The 16,698-nt window shown below is 58.9% G+C and carries 16 protein-coding genes; 5 read left to right on the top strand and 11 right to left on the bottom strand.

Going from position 1 to position 16,698, the window contains the following annotated elements:
- Nucleotides 1-15: 15 nt before the first annotated feature.
- Nucleotides 16-1,794 carry an acyl-CoA dehydrogenase C-terminal domain-containing protein gene (locus tag ASD60_RS08405; protein ID WP_056853565.1) on the top strand — a complete coding sequence of 593 codons (1,779 nt, stop codon included), beginning with the start codon at nt 16-18 and terminating at the stop codon, nt 1,792-1,794.
- A gap of 227 nt (nt 1,795-2,021) precedes the next feature.
- Here ASD60_RS08405 and ASD60_RS08400 read toward each other — a convergent pair whose 3' ends face one another.
- Nucleotides 2,022-2,951, bottom strand: a complete 930-nt coding sequence (locus ASD60_RS08400) for a LysR family transcriptional regulator (protein WP_056853564.1) — start codon at nt 2,949-2,951, stop codon at nt 2,022-2,024.
- A gap of 169 nt (nt 2,952-3,120) precedes the next feature.
- Here ASD60_RS08400 and ASD60_RS08395 point away from each other — a divergent pair, with 169 nt between their 5' ends.
- The 4 genes from ASD60_RS08395 (at nt 3,121) to ASD60_RS28100 (ending at nt 5,561) form a co-directional block, all read left to right on the top strand.
- Nucleotides 3,121-4,404, top strand: coding sequence for an aspartate aminotransferase family protein (locus tag ASD60_RS08395; protein WP_056853563.1), 1,284 nt, complete (start codon nt 3,121-3,123; stop codon nt 4,402-4,404).
- Between the two features lie 246 nt (nt 4,405-4,650).
- Nucleotides 4,651-5,007 (top strand): type II toxin-antitoxin system RelE/ParE family toxin, encoded by a 357-nt coding sequence (locus tag ASD60_RS08390; protein ID WP_056853584.1) that lies wholly within the window; start codon nt 4,651-4,653, stop codon nt 5,005-5,007.
- Nucleotides 5,000-5,320, top strand: coding sequence for a helix-turn-helix domain-containing protein (locus ASD60_RS08385; protein WP_056853562.1), 321 nt, complete (start codon nt 5,000-5,002; stop codon nt 5,318-5,320). Before ASD60_RS08390 ends, ASD60_RS08385 begins: the two co-directional genes overlap by 8 nt.
- A gap of 82 nt (nt 5,321-5,402) precedes the next feature.
- Nucleotides 5,403-5,561: a YqaE/Pmp3 family membrane protein gene (locus ASD60_RS28100; protein WP_003228885.1), complete on the top strand. Its 159-nt coding sequence runs from the start codon at nt 5,403-5,405 to the stop codon at nt 5,559-5,561.
- A gap of 1 nt (nt 5,562) precedes the next feature.
- On the opposite strand, the gene ASD60_RS08380 is transcribed toward ASD60_RS28100, so the two are convergent.
- The 10 genes from ASD60_RS08380 to ASD60_RS08340 all read right to left on the bottom strand — a co-directional run bounded on the left by ASD60_RS08380 (nt 5,563) and on the right by ASD60_RS08340 (nt 16,547).
- Complete coding sequence (locus ASD60_RS08380; RefSeq protein WP_056853561.1) at nt 5,563-7,389, bottom strand: S9 family peptidase; 1,827 nt, start codon at nt 7,387-7,389, stop codon at nt 5,563-5,565.
- Nucleotides 7,355-8,491, bottom strand: a complete 1,137-nt coding sequence (pqqE, locus tag ASD60_RS08375; protein ID WP_442965990.1) for a pyrroloquinoline quinone biosynthesis protein PqqE — start codon at nt 8,489-8,491, stop codon at nt 7,355-7,357. The genes ASD60_RS08380 and pqqE overlap by 35 nt, the downstream gene beginning before the upstream one ends.
- Nucleotides 8,492-8,498: 7 nt before the next feature.
- Nucleotides 8,499-8,774: a pyrroloquinoline quinone biosynthesis peptide chaperone PqqD gene (gene pqqD / locus ASD60_RS08370; RefSeq protein WP_056853559.1), complete on the bottom strand. Its 276-nt coding sequence runs from the start codon at nt 8,772-8,774 to the stop codon at nt 8,499-8,501.
- On the bottom strand, nt 8,771-9,523 hold the full coding sequence (gene pqqC / locus ASD60_RS08365; protein WP_056853558.1) for a pyrroloquinoline-quinone synthase PqqC: 753 nt from the start codon (nt 9,521-9,523) through the stop codon (nt 8,771-8,773). The genes pqqD and pqqC overlap by 4 nt, the downstream gene beginning before the upstream one ends.
- A gap of 154 nt (nt 9,524-9,677) precedes the next feature.
- Nucleotides 9,678-10,589: a pyrroloquinoline quinone biosynthesis protein PqqB gene (gene pqqB / locus ASD60_RS08360; RefSeq protein ID WP_056853557.1), complete on the bottom strand. Its 912-nt coding sequence runs from the start codon at nt 10,587-10,589 to the stop codon at nt 9,678-9,680.
- Nucleotides 10,590-10,670: 81 nt separating this feature from the next.
- Nucleotides 10,671-10,745, bottom strand: coding sequence for a pyrroloquinoline quinone precursor peptide PqqA (pqqA, locus tag ASD60_RS28095; protein ID WP_003444522.1), 75 nt, complete (start codon nt 10,743-10,745; stop codon nt 10,671-10,673).
- Nucleotides 10,746-10,904: 159 nt separating this feature from the next.
- Nucleotides 10,905-13,334, bottom strand: coding sequence for a pyrroloquinoline quinone biosynthesis protein PqqF (pqqF, locus tag ASD60_RS08355; RefSeq protein WP_056853556.1), 2,430 nt, complete (start codon nt 13,332-13,334; stop codon nt 10,905-10,907).
- Between the two features lie 42 nt (nt 13,335-13,376).
- Nucleotides 13,377-14,171 (bottom strand): carbon-nitrogen hydrolase family protein, encoded by a 795-nt coding sequence (locus tag ASD60_RS08350; protein WP_056853555.1) that lies wholly within the window; start codon nt 14,169-14,171, stop codon nt 13,377-13,379.
- Nucleotides 14,172-14,183: 12 nt separating this feature from the next.
- Complete coding sequence (locus ASD60_RS08345) at nt 14,184-15,866, bottom strand: flavin monoamine oxidase family protein (RefSeq protein ID WP_056853554.1); 1,683 nt, start codon at nt 15,864-15,866, stop codon at nt 14,184-14,186.
- Between the two features lie 219 nt (nt 15,867-16,085).
- The gene (locus ASD60_RS08340; RefSeq protein ID WP_007980298.1) at nt 16,086-16,547 is read right to left on the bottom strand and encodes an Lrp/AsnC family transcriptional regulator; all 462 of its coding nucleotides are present in this window, start codon (nt 16,545-16,547) and stop codon (nt 16,086-16,088) included.
- Nucleotides 16,548-16,698: the final 151 nt, after the last annotated feature.

The raw sequence follows: 16,698 nt of genomic DNA, 5'->3' as shown, positions 1-16,698 counted from the left end.
CTTGCGAGGTTTGCCATGGCTGACTACAAAGCGCCCCTGCGCGATATGCGCTTCGTCCTCAATGAAGTTTTCGAGGTCGCCAAACTCTGGGCCGAGCTGCCGGCACTGGCGGATTCCGTCGATGCTGAGACCGTCGAAGCCATTCTCGAAGAAGCCGGCAAGGTCACCAGCAAAAGCATCGCGCCCCTGAGCCGTGCGGCCGACGAAGAAGGTTGCCATTGGGCAGACGGTGCTGTCACCACGCCGGCCGGTTTCCCACAGGCTTATCAGACTTATGCTGAAGGCGGTTGGGTCGGGGTCGGTGGCGATCCTGCCTACGGCGGCATGGGCATGCCCAAAGCCGTGTCGGCCCAGGTCGAAGAGATGGTCAACTCCGCCAGCCTGTCGTTCGGTTTGTACCCGATGCTGACCGCCGGTGCTTGCCTGTCGATCAACGCCCACGCCAGCGAAGAACTGAAAGCCGCGTACCTGCCAAACATGTACGCCGGTGTCTGGGCCGGTTCCATGTGCCTGACCGAGCCGCATGCCGGTACGGACCTGGGCATCATTCGCACCAAGGCCGAGCCACAGGCTGACGGTTCCTACAAAGTCAGCGGCACCAAGATCTTCATCACCGGTGGTGAGCACGATCTCACCGAAAACATCATCCACCTGGTACTCGCCAAGCTGCCGGATGCTCCGGCCGGTCCGAAAGGTATCTCGCTGTTCCTGGTGCCGAAGTTCATGGTCAATGCCGATGGCAGCCTGGGCGCGCGCAACCCGGCCAATTGCGGCTCGATCGAGCACAAGATGGGCATCCAGGCGTCGGCGACCTGCGTGATGAACTTCGATGAGGCTGTGGGTTATCTGGTCGGCGAGCCGAACAAAGGCCTGGCGGCGATGTTCACCATGATGAACTACGAGCGTCTGGGGGTTGGCATCCAGGGCCTGGCTTCTGGCGAGCGCTCCTATCAGAACGCAGTGGAGTACGCCCGCGACCGACTGCAAAGCCGTTCGCCGACCGGCGCGCAGAACAAGGACAAAGTGGCCGATCCGATCATCGTCCACCCGGATGTACGTCGCATGCTGTTGACCATGAAAGCTTCGAACGAAGGCGGTCGTGCGTTCTCGACTTACGTGGCCATGCAACTGGACACCGCCAAGTTCAGCGAAGACGCCGCGACCCGCAAGCGTGCGGAGGATCTGGTGGCGTTGTTGACTCCCGTGGCCAAGGCGTTCCTGACTGATCTCGGCCTGGAAACCACAGTGCACGGCCAGCAGGTTTTCGGAGGTCACGGCTACATCCGCGAGTGGGGTCAGGAACAATTGGTTCGCGATGTTCGCATCACTCAGATCTACGAAGGCACCAACGGCATCCAGGCCCTGGACCTGGTCGGGCGCAAGATCGTTGGCAGCGGCGGGGCGTTCTACAACCTGTTCGCTGACGAGATTCGTCACTTCACGGCCACTGCCAGCGCCGATCTTGCCGAGTTCACCAAACTGTTGAACGACGCTGTGACCACGCTCGACGAACTGACCGCGTGGTTGCTTGACCGGGCAAAATCCAACCCGAATGAAATCGGCGCGGCATCGGTCGAGTATCTGCAAGCGTTCGGTTATGTCGCTTACGCCTACATGTGGGCACTGATGGCCAAGGCCGCTCTCGGCAAAGAAGCGCAGGACGATTTCTACGCCAGCAAACTCGGCACGGCGCGGTTCTATTTCGCACGCCTGCTGCCGCGTATCCACTCGTTGAGCGCGTCGGTGAAGGCCGGGAGTGAGTCGCTTTTCCTGCTGGATGCCGCACAGTTCTGACAATGTAACGTCATGTAAGCTTTCTCTTACATGACGTGCTGCCTATCTCCCATAGATGCAGATTGGATCCACGGCTAATCTACTTCACATGGACGTAGCGCAGGAAGCGCAAAGCAACAACACGGACACGTAGGATTCTGCCAGGACGGCGGAGTGAAATGGATGTCAGGGAAACAGTCTGCAAAGCCCCGCTTCGGCGGGGTTTTCTTATGCCTGCGAAAAAGTACTCAGCCAAGCCCGTCCAGTGCTGGCGAGTTATTCAAGCGATCTTCTGGTCGATTTATCACCTCTTCGAGCAGCGTACGTAACAACGCCAGCGAGGCTTGTTGCCGTTGCACATCGCGACACACCAACCCCACTTTCAACGGTATCCGCGGCTCACTGAGCGGTTTCCACAGCAGGTCGTTGTTGCCATGGGTTTTTTGCGAGCGTCCGGGCAATACCGTTGCCAATTGTGTGTGCGGCAGGCTGTCGAGAATCCCCGCCATGTTGTTCAATTCAGCCTGCACCTGCGGACGTCGTCCCAGATTGGCCAATTGCGCCTGCCAAATCTGGCGTATCTGAAACTCCTCACCCAATAGCAACATCGGCAATTGCGCAGCCTGACTCATCGAGACTTTCTTGAATTCCCGCAAGGGGTGCTCCGCGGGGATGACAAGCGTCAGTTCATCCTCATACAGCATCACTCCATGTAGCCCAGGTTGCCGGGGGGGCAGATAGCTGATGCCGATATCCAGCGAGCCATTGAGCAACCGACGTTCGATTTCCAGTCCTGTCAGTTCATAGATCTGCACCACCAGATGCGGCTGGGCTTTGCGCACGCGTTCGAGCATCTGCGGCACAAGGCTGGTGTGCACCGTTTGCAAAACGCCAATGGCCAGCGTACGCAGCGCCTGCCCCTTGAAATTGCCCAATGCTTCGCGCGCCCGCTGCAGACCATCGAGCAAGGGCAGGGCGTGGTTGTACAGCGTATGGGCCGCCAGGGTCGGCAACAGGCGTTTGCTGCTGCGTTCGAACAGGCTCACATCGAGGGTCTGTTCGAGATGGCGGATCTGTTGTGAAAGCGCCGGTTGAGAGATTGAAAGCCGTTCGGCGGCACGCCCGACGTGGCCCTCTTCATACACCGCGACGAAATAACGCAGTTGCTTAAAATCCATAAGTAATTCTTATTGAAAATGCTGGTAAATCGAAATGGTTCAACACTGGGACTGAGCCTAGTCTAACTGCATTCATAAGGCTTGCAGGGCCAGAAAAGGCGATGAAGAGCATTGGCTTCGCTGTTGTTTGCATAGGTAACGCAAAACACCTGAAACGTAGGTTGAACCCATGAATCTGTTCAGCCTGCGGCGCGCTTCGCCATCGATTGATGATCTGGTAGCGGGTGCTTCCTTCGCCTCCAGTTACGAAAACCTCTCCAGTGAGTGCCTGATGCCCAGTGTCGAGCGGCCCCATCAGATTTTTGTCCGCGGCCAAGGTTCGTGGTTGTGGGACAGCGATGATCGCGCGTATCTGGATTTTTCCCAGGGCGGCGGGGCCAACAGCCTGGGCCACAGTCCCAAAGCACTGGTCAATGCCATCACGACGCAGGCGCAGGCGCTGATCAATCCCGGTTTCAGCCTGCATAACCGCGGCATGCTCAACCTCGCCGAGCGTTTGTGCCTGAGTACCGGCAGCGATCAGGCTTACATGCTCAACACGGGCAGCGAAGCCTGTGAGGCCGCGATCAAATTGGCGCGCAAATGGGGCCAACAGCATCGCGGCGGCGCTTCGCGGATCATCGTCGCCAATAACGGCTGCCATGGTCGTAGCCTGGCGACGATCTCGGCGTCGGACAGTTCGACTTTGGCCAACCGATTTGAACCGCAGCTGCCAGGCTTCAGCCATGTTCCCTACAACGATCTTCCGGCGCTGCACGCGGCTGTTGACGAGCGAACCGTGGCGATCATGCTCGAACCGATTCAGAGCGAAGCCGGAGTGATTGCGGCCACGGCGCATTATCTCAAAGGCGTCGAACGTCTGTGTCGGGAGCTGGGGATCCTGTTGATTTTCGACGAAGTGCAAACCGGATTGGGTCGCTGCGGCACCTTGCTCGCCGAACAGTCCTACGGTGTGCGCGCCGATATCGTCGTCCTCGGCAAAGGGCTGGGCGGTGGGGTGCCCTTGGCCGCATTGCTGGCGCGGGGCAAGGCTTGCTGTTTCGACACTGGCGAACTGGGCGGCACCCATCACGGCAATGCACTGATGACCGCGGCGGGTCTGGCGGTGCTCGACAGTGTGCAGGACAAAGGATTTCTCGAACATGTCGGGGAATCCGCCCTGCACCTGCGCGAAGGTTTGCAGCGCTTGTCCCATCGTTACGGTCACGGCGAACTGCGCGGCCAGGGGCTGCTCTGGGGGCTGACTCTATCCGACGATTCTGCTGATGCCGTCGTCAACGCAGCCTTGTTTGAAGGCTTGCTGCTCAACGCTCCGCAACCGGACTGCCTGCGCTTCACCCCGGCGCTGACCGTCAGCATGGCCAATATCGATGAAATGCTCCTGCGCCTGGCCCGCGCTTTCTCCCGTGTGCGCACCGCGCAATTGCAATGCCGTAAAGGGATTGCCGTCTGATCAGACGCGTCCTGCACACATTCCAGAACCGTCTCGCGGTAATACGCACGCCCTGCGCCTGATTTTTTTTGGCGTGGGGCGTTTTTTTGTGGCGGGGTTTTGCCATGGGGCAAATTCGGCTTGAGACTTGATCGTATAAATGGCTTTTTAAAGGTGCCGACAGGGAATGTCGATACCCGCTCAACCATCACGGTTGGCTTTGAGCTCTATACCACACAGTGGTATGTTTTTGGGGAAGGGATGCCAATGTCACAAAGGCTTTTCAAGACGAAACGCTTTGCAATGGTCGCCGGAAAGGCATGGATTGGAGATGATGAGCTTCGAGAGGCCTTCCTCGAAATGCTCAAAGGGCAGGCGGATAATCTCGGCGGCGGGGTCTGGAAGAAACGCTTGAACTCCAATCGCCATCGCTCGATTGTTTTGGCGAGGGGTGGTGAATACTGGGTTTACCAGTTCATGTATGCCAAAAAGAATCAGAGCAATATCAGTCATACCGAGCTGATCGCGTTTCGGAAAATGGCCAAGACCTACGAGGGACTGACAGAGTTGCAAATCCAGTATTTACTGGATACGAGGGAGTTTACGGAGATTTTTTATGAGTAAGAAATTCAAGAGCGAGGCGTTTGAATCAATCCACGAATCTGCCAGTGCCTTGTATGCCATCGGCGCAATCAGCAAGGCGACCATGCGCGAATTCGATGCGTCGTGCCTGGCGAACGTACCGGACGCGATACCGGCCGAACAGATCAAGGCGCTACGTGAACGCAACAATGTCAGCCAACCGGTGTTCGCGCGTTACCTGAACACCAGCGCTTCTACGGTCAAACAGTGGGAATCAGGGGATAAACATCCCAGCGGCATGGCGCTGAAGCTGCTGAGCATCGTTCAGAAACATGGCCTGGAGATACTGGCCTGAGGAATCCGGCTGAACCCTGACCAACGGCAAGGGTCGATTAGCTGTAGGGCTTGCATGAGCCCCATTCAATCAGGAGCTGCCCATGGACTTCATTCGCATCATCATCGCTATCTTGTTGCCGCCACTGGGCGTGTTTCTGCAAGTAGGATTCGGCGGGGCGTTCTGGCTGAATATTTTGCTGACGCTGTGCGGCTACATTCCGGGGATCGTGCACGCGGTGTACATCATCGCCAAGCGTTGATTTACAGCGGCAGATTCATCACTCGCCGATAAAACGACCACTCCTGCTCCAGCGCATGGGCCTGGTTACCGGCCTTGCGGAAACCGTGACGTTCATCCGCGTAGTAATGCGCTTCGACCAGGAGGCCGTTGTTCTGCAAGGCTTCGACCATATCGCGGGTCTGCTGAGGCACGACCACGGCGTCCAGTTCCCCTTGGAAAAAGATCACCGGCACGCGAATGTTGTCGGCGTGCAATAACGGTGTGCGCGCGGCATAGCGCTGGGCGTCCTGCACTGGATCGCCGATCAGCCAATCGAGGTAGTCGCCTTCGAACTTGTGGGTAGCCCGGCCCAATGCCACCGGATCGCTGACCCCGTAAAGGCTGGCGCCGGCGCGGAACACGTTGTGAAAGGCCAGTGCGCACAGCGTGGTGTAGCCACCTGCGCTGCCGCCGCGGATGAACGCTTTGTCGCCATTGATCAAGCCACGATCGGCGAGATGGCTGACCACCGCGCACGCATCTTCGACATCCACCTCACCCCAACTCAAATGCAAAGCCTGGCGGTAGGCTCGGCCATAGCCACTGCTGCCGCGGTAGTTGAGATCTGCCACGGCGAAACCGCGTTGTGTCCAGTACTGAATTCGCGGGTCGAGCATCGGATAGCACGCCGAAGTCGGGCCACCATGGATGAACACCACCAACGGTGGTTTCGCTTCCCCGGTCATTGCCGGATAGAAGAAACCGTGAGCCTCGCCCGAACCGCTTGGGTAACGCAGGGTCTGCGGGCGACTGATTCTTTCAGCAGGCAGCGGAGTGACACCTCCGGCCAGCACGTTTACCTTTTGCGACTGGCGATCGATCGCGATTACCGCAGCCGAACTGACCGGTGAGGCGGCGATGCAGTAAATGAACTGCGCATCGATGGCGAGGTGGCGGAAGCGGCTGTAATCGCTGGAATAGTCTTGCGTGGAATGACCACACAGGCCCAATCGACCGAAACCGTCTTCTGTCCAGCTCGCCAGATAGTCGCCATCATTCAGGGGTAACCAGGTGCAGCCACCGAGTTGCCAGGGTGCCGGACCATAATCGGCGGCAGCGCTTGGCAGTGGGGTCAGAGCGTTTTCCGCTTCCATCCACGGTTGCCAGTACCCGCCCCGATCCGTCAGGCAAAACAACCGACTGGCGTTATCGAATCTCGGTTGTTGCAGGGATTCTTCAGCATTGTCTCCGGCCACGCAGCGGGCCGGGCCGAAGGTGTTATCGGTCAGGCGCTCGGCAACCATCAAGCGGGTTGCGGTCCACGGCTGATGTGGGCGGCTCCACTCGATCCAGGCCAGTCGATGAGCGTCAGGACTGAGGGTCGGGGCCGCGTAGAAGTCGGCGCCTTCGGCCAGCAGGTGTCGCGTGCCGTCCGCCAGATCGATCGCGACCAAACGGTGCTGGTTGCCGTTTTCCTCAACCGTCAGCACCTGACCATTGGCGAACTGCAAATCACCGTAACGGCAGGTACCGCAGGTCAGCCTTTCTGGCGTCTCGCCCTGGAGCGATTGACGATACAGTTGCTGGTCAGCCTCATTGACGAAGACGATGCCGTCGGCAGTCAGACAAACCGCTCCACCGCCATATTCGTACACCCGACTGCGCACGCTGAACCCGGGCGGTGTCAGACACGTCGCTGTGCCAGCTTGCCAGTGCCAGACTCGGCACGCGGCGTCCTCCGGACGATATTCATTCCAGAACAAGCCGTGTGGGCCAACCTGTAACTCGGCAAAGTCGATACCGGCCGCTACTGCTTTGGCGGCGCTCAGAGGTTCAGCTTTTGGCGATGAGGCGTGAGTTTCGTTCATTGCGAAAGGCCAGTTGTTCGATGGTCTGGGTGGCGTGCTCGGCTTCTTCGCGGGCCTTGAGGATTACGCCGTGATGGGCGGATTTGCTGCATACCGGATCGGCGTTGCTCGCGTCACCGGTGAGCATGAATGCCTGACAGCGACAGCCGCCGAAGTCTTTTTCTTTCTCGTCGCAGGAACGGCACGGCTCGGGCATCCAGTCATAGCCGCGAAAACGGTTGAAACCGAACGAGTCATACCAGATGTGTTGCATGCTGTGGTCGCGCACATTGGGAAACTGCACCGGCATCTGCCGGGCACCGTGACACGGCAAGGCGGTTCCGTCCGGCGTTACTGTCAGAAAAATACTGCCCCAGCCATTCATACAGGCTTTCGGGCGTTCTTCGTAATAGTCCGGCGTGACGAAAATCAATTTGCACGGATGCTCTTCGGCTTCCAGTTTGGCCCGGTATTCATTGGTGATGCGTTCGGCGCGCAGCAGTTGCTCTTTGGTCGGTAAAAGTCCGACACGATTGAGCTGCGCCCAACCATAGAACTGGCACGTGGCGAGTTCGACGAAGTCCGCTTCAAGGGCGATGCACAGCTCGATGATGCGGTCGATTTTGTCGATGTTGTGCCGATGGGTGACGAAGTTCAGCACCATCGGATAGCCGTGGGCTTTCACCGCGCGGGCCATTTCCAGTTTCTGCGCGAAAGCCTTTTTCGAGCCGGCCAGCAAGTTGTTCACCTGCTCGTCGCTGGCCTGGAAACTGATCTGGATGTGATCGAGGCCGGCCTTCTTGAAGTCACTGATTTTCTGTTCGGTGAGGCCGATGCCGGAGGTGATCAGATTGGTGTAGAAACCCAATTTGCGTGCTTCGCCGATCAGCTCGGCGAGGTCCTGACGCACCAGCGGTTCGCCACCGGAAAAACCCAGCTGCGCCGCGCCCATTTCCCGCGCTTCACGAAACACCTTGATCCACTGTTCGGTGCTCAGCTCCTTGCCCTGTTCAGCAAAGTCCAACGGGTTGGAGCAGTACGGGCATTGCAGCGGGCAGCGGTACGTCAGCTCAGCCAACAGCCACAGCGGCAGGCCGATCTCAGGTTTGGGCGGTACTTGCACCGATGACTCAGGCAAGTTCGATCCAGTGCTGCGCACGGGCAACCTCCATGAATTGCTCGATGTCGTCACCGAGCTCGGGCACGCCGGGGAACTGCTGGTCAAGCGCCTCGATGATCGCCGCGACATCCCGCTCGCCATCAATCAAGCCACCGATCAACGCGGCGCTTTCATTGAGTTTAATCATGCCTTCCGGATACAGCAGCACGTGGCCTTTCTGCGCCGGTTCGTACTGGAAACGGTAGCCGGGACGCCAGCTCGGCGTCTTGCTGCGATCAAAGCTCATAAAGTGATTCCTTTGTGCCAGACCCGCTCACGGGTCACGCTGTGATATGGCGGGCGTTGCAGTTCGTAGGCCATGCTCATGGCATCGAGCATGCTCCAAAGAATGTCCAGTTTGAACTGGAGAATTTCCAGCATGCGCTCCTGGCCTTCACGGGTCTTGTAGTGCTCAAGGGTGATCGCCAGACCGTGCTCGACATCACGCCGCGCTTGACCCAGGCGGGTGCGGAAATACTCGTAGCCGGCCGGGTCGATCCATGGGTAATGCTGGGGCCAACTGTCCAGGCGCGACTGGTGGATTTGTGGTGCGAACAGTTCGGTCAGCGAGCTGCTGGCGGCTTCCTGCCAGCTGGCGCGACGGGCGAAGTTGACGTAGGCATCCACCGCGAAACGCACGCCGGGGAGCACCAGCTCTTGCGAACGCAGTTGATCCGGGTCCAGGCCGACGGCTTGACCCAAACGCAGCCAGGCTTCAATGCCGCCGTCTTCCCCCGGTGCGCCATCATGGTCGAGCAGGCGCTGAATCCACTCGCGACGGATCTCGCGGTCCGGGCAGTTGGCCAGAATGGCAGCATCCTTGAGCGGGATGTTCACTTGATAGTAAAAGCGGTTGGCGACCCAACCCTGGATCTGCTCACGGCTAGCGCGACCTTCATACATCGCCACGTGGTAGGGGTGGTGGATGTGGTAGAAGGCGCCTTTGGCGCGCAGGGCGGCTTCGAATTCGGTGGGGGACATCGGGACGTCGGTCATTGCGGTTCTCCGGAATACAACCGGTGGGTTCTATGGTGTCTGGTCTGGCGCCATCGCTGGCTAGCCAGCTCCCACAGGTTTTGTGTTGCGCCACAGATTTCGCGTGCACGATCAATCCCAGTGGGAGCTGGCTTGCCAGCGATGGGGCCATCAGCTACAGCACAATACTCATGCCGTCATACGCCACTTCAACCTGGCGCCGATCCAGCTCTGCACGCTGCGGCGAATCCTCATCAAGAATCGGATTGGTATTATTGATGTGGATAAGCACCTTGCGCTGTTTGGGCAGTTGCTCAAGCACTTCGAGCATGCCACCAGGGCCGTTTTGCGCCAGGTGCCCCATCTCGCGACCGGTACGGGTGCCGACGCCCCGGCGCTGCATTTCGTCATCGTCCCACAAGGTGCCGTCCACCAGCAGGCAATCACTGCCGGCCATGATCTCCAGCAATGACGCATCAACCTTGCCCAGGCCCGGTGCATAGAACAATTTGCCACCGGTGTTGAGGTCCTCGACGATCAGGCCAATGTTGTCGCCCGGATGCGGATCGAAACGATGCGGGGAGTAGGGCGGCGCGGCGCTACGCAGGGGCAGTGGGGTGAAACGCAGGTTCGGGCAGGCTGGCACGCTGAAACTCTGGTCGAGCTCGATGCGGTTCCAGGTCAGCCCGCCATTCCAGTGGTTGAGCATGTTGAACAGCGGAAAGCCGCTGCTCAGGTCTTCATGGACCATGTCCGTACACCAGACCTGATGCGGGCAACCTTCACGCAGCATGAGCAGGCCGGTGGTGTGGTCGATCTGGCTGTCCATGAGGATGATGGCGCTGATCCCGGTATCGCGCAGGGCACGGCCCGGTTGCATCGGAGCGAAGCTCTGGAGCTGGGCGCGAATGTCCGGGGAGGTGTTGCACAGCACCCAGTTCACGCCGTCATCGGAGATCGCGATGGACGATTGCGTCCGCGCCTTGGCCCGCAGGCTGCCGTCGCGAAAACCTGCGCAGTTCACGCAGTTACAGTTCCACTGGGGGAAACCGCCGCCGGCAGCGGAACCTAGAATCTGGACAAACATGGGCGCTCCATCATTTCAACGCTGAAAATAAAACGCCTCGGATATCCGAGGCGTTGTGCTGCTCAACTGCCAAGGCAGCGATTAGCGGCTTGCGAAGTACATGGTGACTTCAAAGCCGATACGCAGGTCGGTGTAAGCCGGTTTGGTCCAGGCCATAAATTGAACTCCTTCAGGTAGGGTAAGGACAGCGCTATCTATAGGTATAGTCCACCTCAAGTCAGAGATGTTCCAAATAGTTAGGCTGCTATGTTACTCAAAATTTCAGAGGGATTGCCCGTGAAACTTTGAGAAAGCTCGTTGCAGCCCCGGTAATGATCATTTTGTCGCTTGCCAAGGTGCGCCCGGTGCAATGCCGTTGGCCAGGCAGTGCCAGCCGCCCTCGGCTTGATTCAATCGCTGTGCGGCAGCCAGCAAAAGGGGGCGGTCGATCAGCAAAATTGCTTCGGGCAACTGTGTCAGATAATCCGACGAGCGGCCCGCCAGCTTGGCTTGCCACAACAACTCGGCTGCCTCGACGACGGGCAATGCGGTGCTTGAAAACTGGCCAGCCAGAATCTGACGCTGGGCGATGAAAGCGCTGTCGCCAATGGCATTGATCAGCTGCGGCAAACTCTCGAGGAACTGCTCGATGTGCTGCAACAGGTCCACTGGCGCCACGGTCGGTGATTGCACACCGAATAGCAGCCCGGTTTGCCCATGAATCTGCCGCAGCGCGCTGAACACGGCATAACCTAGCTGCAACTCCACTCGCAGACGCTGGTAGAACGACGTCTGGCAGATATGTGCCAGCAAACGCCACGCGGCTTCGTCGGCCAGTTCAGTGGTTGAAGTCGGACAGTACATTAGGATCGCATGCTCGCTCGAATCGGTATCGACAATGCTCCATAGGCGTTGTGATGGGATCGAAAGCGGCGGGGTCTGCTGATTGTCCGGCGTTCCGGGAATGCGGCTCAAAGCGAGGCCCATGGCCGCTTGAGTCTGGGCGGACAGGCCAATCGCCAGACCGTCCCAGCGTGCACTCGTCCAGAGTTGCTGCATGTCGTCCGAGTTAGCGGTGTGGCCAAGACAGAGGTCAGGCAATGCCTTGAGCAATTGTCGAATCGGAATCAGCGCAACGCTTGCAGGTTCTGGCTGTACGACCACGGCATCAGGCGTTGTCAGCGCTTTCAGCGCGTGCTCCAGGATGATGGGCATCGGCTCCTGCAAGCCGGTCATCTTCAGAAGCCACTCATTTCCCGAAACGTTGAAGGAAAAGTCCACTCCCGCCTGACGTGCATCTTCGCGTAGCGGACGCAGCGCGCTGTCGAGCCGCGATTGAAGATGGCTGTCGGGCGTCGAGAGCAGACGCCAGCGTAGATAAATCGCACCTTCAATGCTGTTGTCCGGCAACGCCTGGCTGAATTGCATTGGCGAACGTTCGCGACGACTGCGCGAGCGGTCTTGGGCAAAAGTGCGCAGACCACGGTGGGCGCTGGTCTGGCCGCGAATCAGTCCGGCGTTGGTGGCTGGCGGCTCGGTGTTCAGGAATGGATTGGGTGCGGGCAGTTGCCATGAACCGCTGAAGTTATCCACCGCGCCAATCTGTTTGAGGATTTGCTTCAGGGCTTTAACACCGTGCCCGGATAACCCGGCTTCGCGCTGCTCGCTGTCCCGTCGGGCCAGTTGCAACGCACTGCTGACTGGTTGCTGGCGCTGGAGCAGGGCTGCGTACTCTTCACGCAACCGGCTCCAGTCTTGCTGGGCGAAGAAGCTCAGCCAATCCATGAGACGCCTTGGTATGTCGCTCGCCGATACTTCGAAGGGCAATGTGAATTCGATGTGCAGCAAGGCTTGCCCGGCGAATTGATACAGCGGTTCTGCCTTGAGCTTTTCGGCCACGCCTTTCTCGCGTAAATCCGCGAGCAAGCCCCCCGGTTTCTCGGCATTGAGCCAATGGCACAGGAATTCCAGTGCTTCGGTGCAAGAGTCGGGCAGCGATTCAAGGGCAAACAGTAAATCGAGCCGACGTTCGTCAGCCTGTTGATAGCTTCTGTCTGACGTCGTCAGCAGCGGCGTGGGAAGGGGTTGCGGGACTTTTTCACCTTGGGCAACAACCGCGCCAAAGGCTTCGGCCATCACCCGCAATTCATCGAGACTCTGCGGGCCGGCAAGGCTCAAAGTCATCTGTCCGGTCTGGTAGAAGCGCTGATGAAAATGTTGCAAAGCGTGCTGAAACTCGGGTTGCCCAAGGGGCAGGCTGTCGCGATTGCCAGCGTGGAAACCCCGCAGCGGATGAGTCTCGGAGAGCCCCTCGAACAAAGCCAGTCGCTGTTGCGCCACTGGATCCTGCGACCACGCGACAAACTCCGCATGCAGCACTTCTCGTTCCCGCTGCTGATCGTCCGGATTCATACGCGGATGCGCGAGCATATCTGACAAACGTTCCAGACCACCGGCAAACGCCTGGGGCGACAATTCGAAAAAGTAATCCGTGTTGCGTTCGCTGGTCCGCGCATTCACTTGGCCGCCATGGCTCTGAACGTACGCCATCAACCCTTGGCCCGCAGGAAAACGCTCGGTACCGAGAAACAGCAAGTGCTCAAGAAAATGCGCCAGGCCAGGCCATGCCAGCGGCACATCGTGGCTCCCCGCAGCAACCCGCAATGCCGCCGCGCAGCGCTTCAAGTTCGGGGCATGACGCAGCGTCACCCGCAAGCCGTTGGCCAGGGTTTCAGTATGGGGGCGAGGGTGATTCAACGCGGGCATGGGCACTTCCAGAACAGAGAAGCGCTCATGCTAGCGGATTCGTCAGCGCTTGTTCAGATCGCCGTAAAGCTCGGGGCGACGGTCGAGCAAATAGCGGTTGGCGGAACGCGAGTCGATCATCAGCTGACGATCCAGTTCACCAACGATCAACGCTTCATCAAGACCCGCTTGGGCGATACGGCTGCCATCAGGCGCGGCAATGCTGCTCTGGCCGCAGTAATGGATATCGCCTTCGTGCCCGCAGTAATTGGCGTAGGCCACATAGCACTGGTTTTCGAAAGCGCGGGAACGGACCGTGACATCGGCGACGAAATCAAAGGGAATCATATTCGCCGTCGGCACCAGAATCAGCTCGGCACCCTGGAGCGCCAGGCGCCGTGCGTTTTCCGGGAACTCCAGGTCGTAGCAGATCAGCAAACCAAGTTTCCAGCCGTTGAGTTCAACCACAGGGAAATCGTTGGCTCCGGCGCTGAACATCGAATGGTCGAGATCGCCGAACAGATGCGTTTTGCGGTAATTGCAGACACGCTCGCCGCTGGCGTCGATCAGTTGCACGGCATTGTAGATCTGCCCGTCCTCGGAGCGTTCGGGATAGCCATACAAAATGGCAATCCCTGCCGTTCGGGCAATGCGCGCGACCTGTTGCGCCGACTCACCGTTGTGCACTTCCGCCAGCACGCTGACGGCATCGATGCCGATGTTGTAGCCGGTCAGGAACATCTCCGGCAGCACCAGCAAATCGGCGCCTTTCGCCTCCAGCGCCAGTTGATGCAGGCGTTGCAGGTTGCCGGCGACATCCAGCGGCAACGGTGGACATTGGTAAAGGGCTACGCGCATTTCGGATTCCTCTTACTCGGGCAGGGCGATCGGTCCGATCTCGTTGAACACATCTCCTGGACCCGGATTCTCGGCGTGAGTTGCACCGCCGAAGTGTTTCATGATGCCCCACACTGCGTTGAGCGAGGTCTGCACCGCGCCTTCGACCCAGGCCGGCGTCCACGAAACGTCGTCACCGGCGATGAAAATCCCGCGCTGCTCGGCCGGCATGTCGTGCTGCATGAAGTGCGCGTACATGCGCTGGTTGTAGCGGTAGTGGCCGGGCAGTGCGCCTTTGAAGGCACCGAGGAAGTGCGGGTCGGCTTCCCACGACACGGTGATCGGGTCGCCGATGATGCGCGCAGCGATGTCGACTTTCGGGTAGATCTTCTTCAGCGCATCCAGCGCCAGCTTCACGCGTTTTTCCACAGGATGCGGCAGCATTTTCAGCGCGTCGCTCATCCACGAGTACGACAGGCAAATCACCCCTGGCTTGTCGTCGCCGTTATCGAACAGGTAAGTGCCGCGGGTCAGGCGATCGGTGAGGGTCATGCTCATCAGGTCGCGGCCGGTCTCCGGATCCTTGTCCTTCCAGAAGGGGCGGTCGACCATCACGAAGGTCTTCGACGATTGCATGTAGCGGGTGCGGTCCAGGGCCATCCACATCTTTTGCGAGAACAGGGTTTCGTCGCATTCGATCTGGGTGGTCAGCAGCCAGCTCTGGCACGTGGTCAGCACCGCGGCGTATTCGCGGGTGTCGCCATTGTTGTCGGTGACCGCAAATCTGCCCCCCGGCGCGTGGGCGATTTTCTTCACCCCGGAACGTGGTGCACCGCTGTGCAATGACTTGAGGCTGGTGCCTTGCGGCCAGTGCACGCAGCGCTCAGGGACGTGGCGCCAGATGCCCTGCGGTACTTGTTCTACGCCACCGACCACCAGGTGTTGGTGATCGTCGCAGTTGGTCATCACCACGCGGAAGATTTCCAACATCGAGTTCGGGAAGTCCGAGTCCCAGCCACCGGTACCGAAGCCGACCTGGCCAAACACTTCACGGTGATGGAATGACAGCTTGGCGAACGCCTTGGAGGTGGCAACGAAATCGTAGAAGGTGCGGTCGTCCCACAGCGGTACGAGGGTGTTCCACAGCTCTTTGAGGCGCGGCACATCGCGGTCGCGGATGGCTTGCTGGATATCAGAGAACTGCGAGCCCGCTTCCAGGGCATCGGCCCAGGCGTCGGCGACTTCCTGGAACAGTGCAGGAAGATCCGCCAATTTTTGTGCGTAATGGGTCTTGCCTTCCAGATCGATGACAGTGCTGCCTGAGGCCGGTGTCAGTGGGTTGGGGAAGGGCTTGGTTTCGAGATTCAGCTTGTCGACATAGTGATAGAACGCGGTGGACGACACCGGAAAGCGCATGCCGCCCAACTCGGCGACGATGCCGTCAGTGCCATTGAACGCCTGGGAGCGCAGGCGCCCGCCCAGCTTCGAGGCCTCATAGACCACGGGCTTGAGGCCCAGCTTCATCAATTCGTACGCTGCCACCAGCCCTGCGATCCCGGCGCCGACGATCGCCACTTCGGCACCGTGATTGTGCTCGGGAATGCTGCCAAGACCCGCCGGATGTTCGATCCAGTCGTCGAAAGCGAAAGGAAAGTCCGGGCCGAAAATAGTGACTGGTTTTTTACCGTCTGCAGGATGGCGATTGTTCTTGTTCATGGCTGACCTTGCTGGCGACCCGACGCGGGATGCGCATCTGAGTATAGGAAAAGATGCCAGCCATTCTAGAGAGCACAGAACACGTTAATAAGACGCAAAGTGTCGTCATTTTGCTATCGGTTTGATCAATATGACGAACTATCAATACACACTGACTACTGTGGGAGCGGGCTTGCCCGCGAAGAGGCCAGTTCTGGCACCAAAAATTATCGGCAAAAACTAAACCGGCTGCCCCCGATCGATCTTGCTACTCAAGATGATCGACGTCGTGGTTTTCTCCACACCATCCACACTGCCAATCTGGTCCAGCAACTGATCCAGCTGTTCCGGCGAATCGGTGCGCAACCACGCCACATAATCAAATTCGCCACTTACCGCACACAACTGCTGCACCTGAGCCATCGCGCTCAGACGCCGCAACACTTCCTTGCCGGAGCGTGGCTGTACGGTAATCCCGACATACGCCTGCAACCCGCCATCCACTACCCGTTGCCCGAGACGTACGCCATAACCGGTGATGACTTTGGCCTTTTCCAATCGTGCCAGGCGTGATGTGACCGTGGTGCGGGCGATGCCCAGTTGCCGGGCCAGCATGGCGACGCTCTCACGGGCGTTGATCTGCAGGGCCGCGATCAACTGACGGTCGATTTCATCGAGAACGGGTGGGCGAGTGTCAGGCAAAGGGAGTCTCCAGGGCGTCGATCAATGCGCAAGCATGTTACAGGCAGTTTCTGCACGACGCTCGCGACGGTTCCTTGGGCTAGCCTTAGTACCGTTCAGGACATTTCTGCCTGCGACAAATTGCCATAAGTAACCAGGTAGTACATTATTC

It is taken from the genome of Pseudomonas sp. Root562 (assembly GCF_001427125.1).
Classification (GTDB): Bacteria; Pseudomonadota; Gammaproteobacteria; order Pseudomonadales; family Pseudomonadaceae; genus Aquipseudomonas.
Note: the sequence above shows the minus strand (reverse complement) of the source record. Positions and strands in the feature narration are given on the sequence as shown.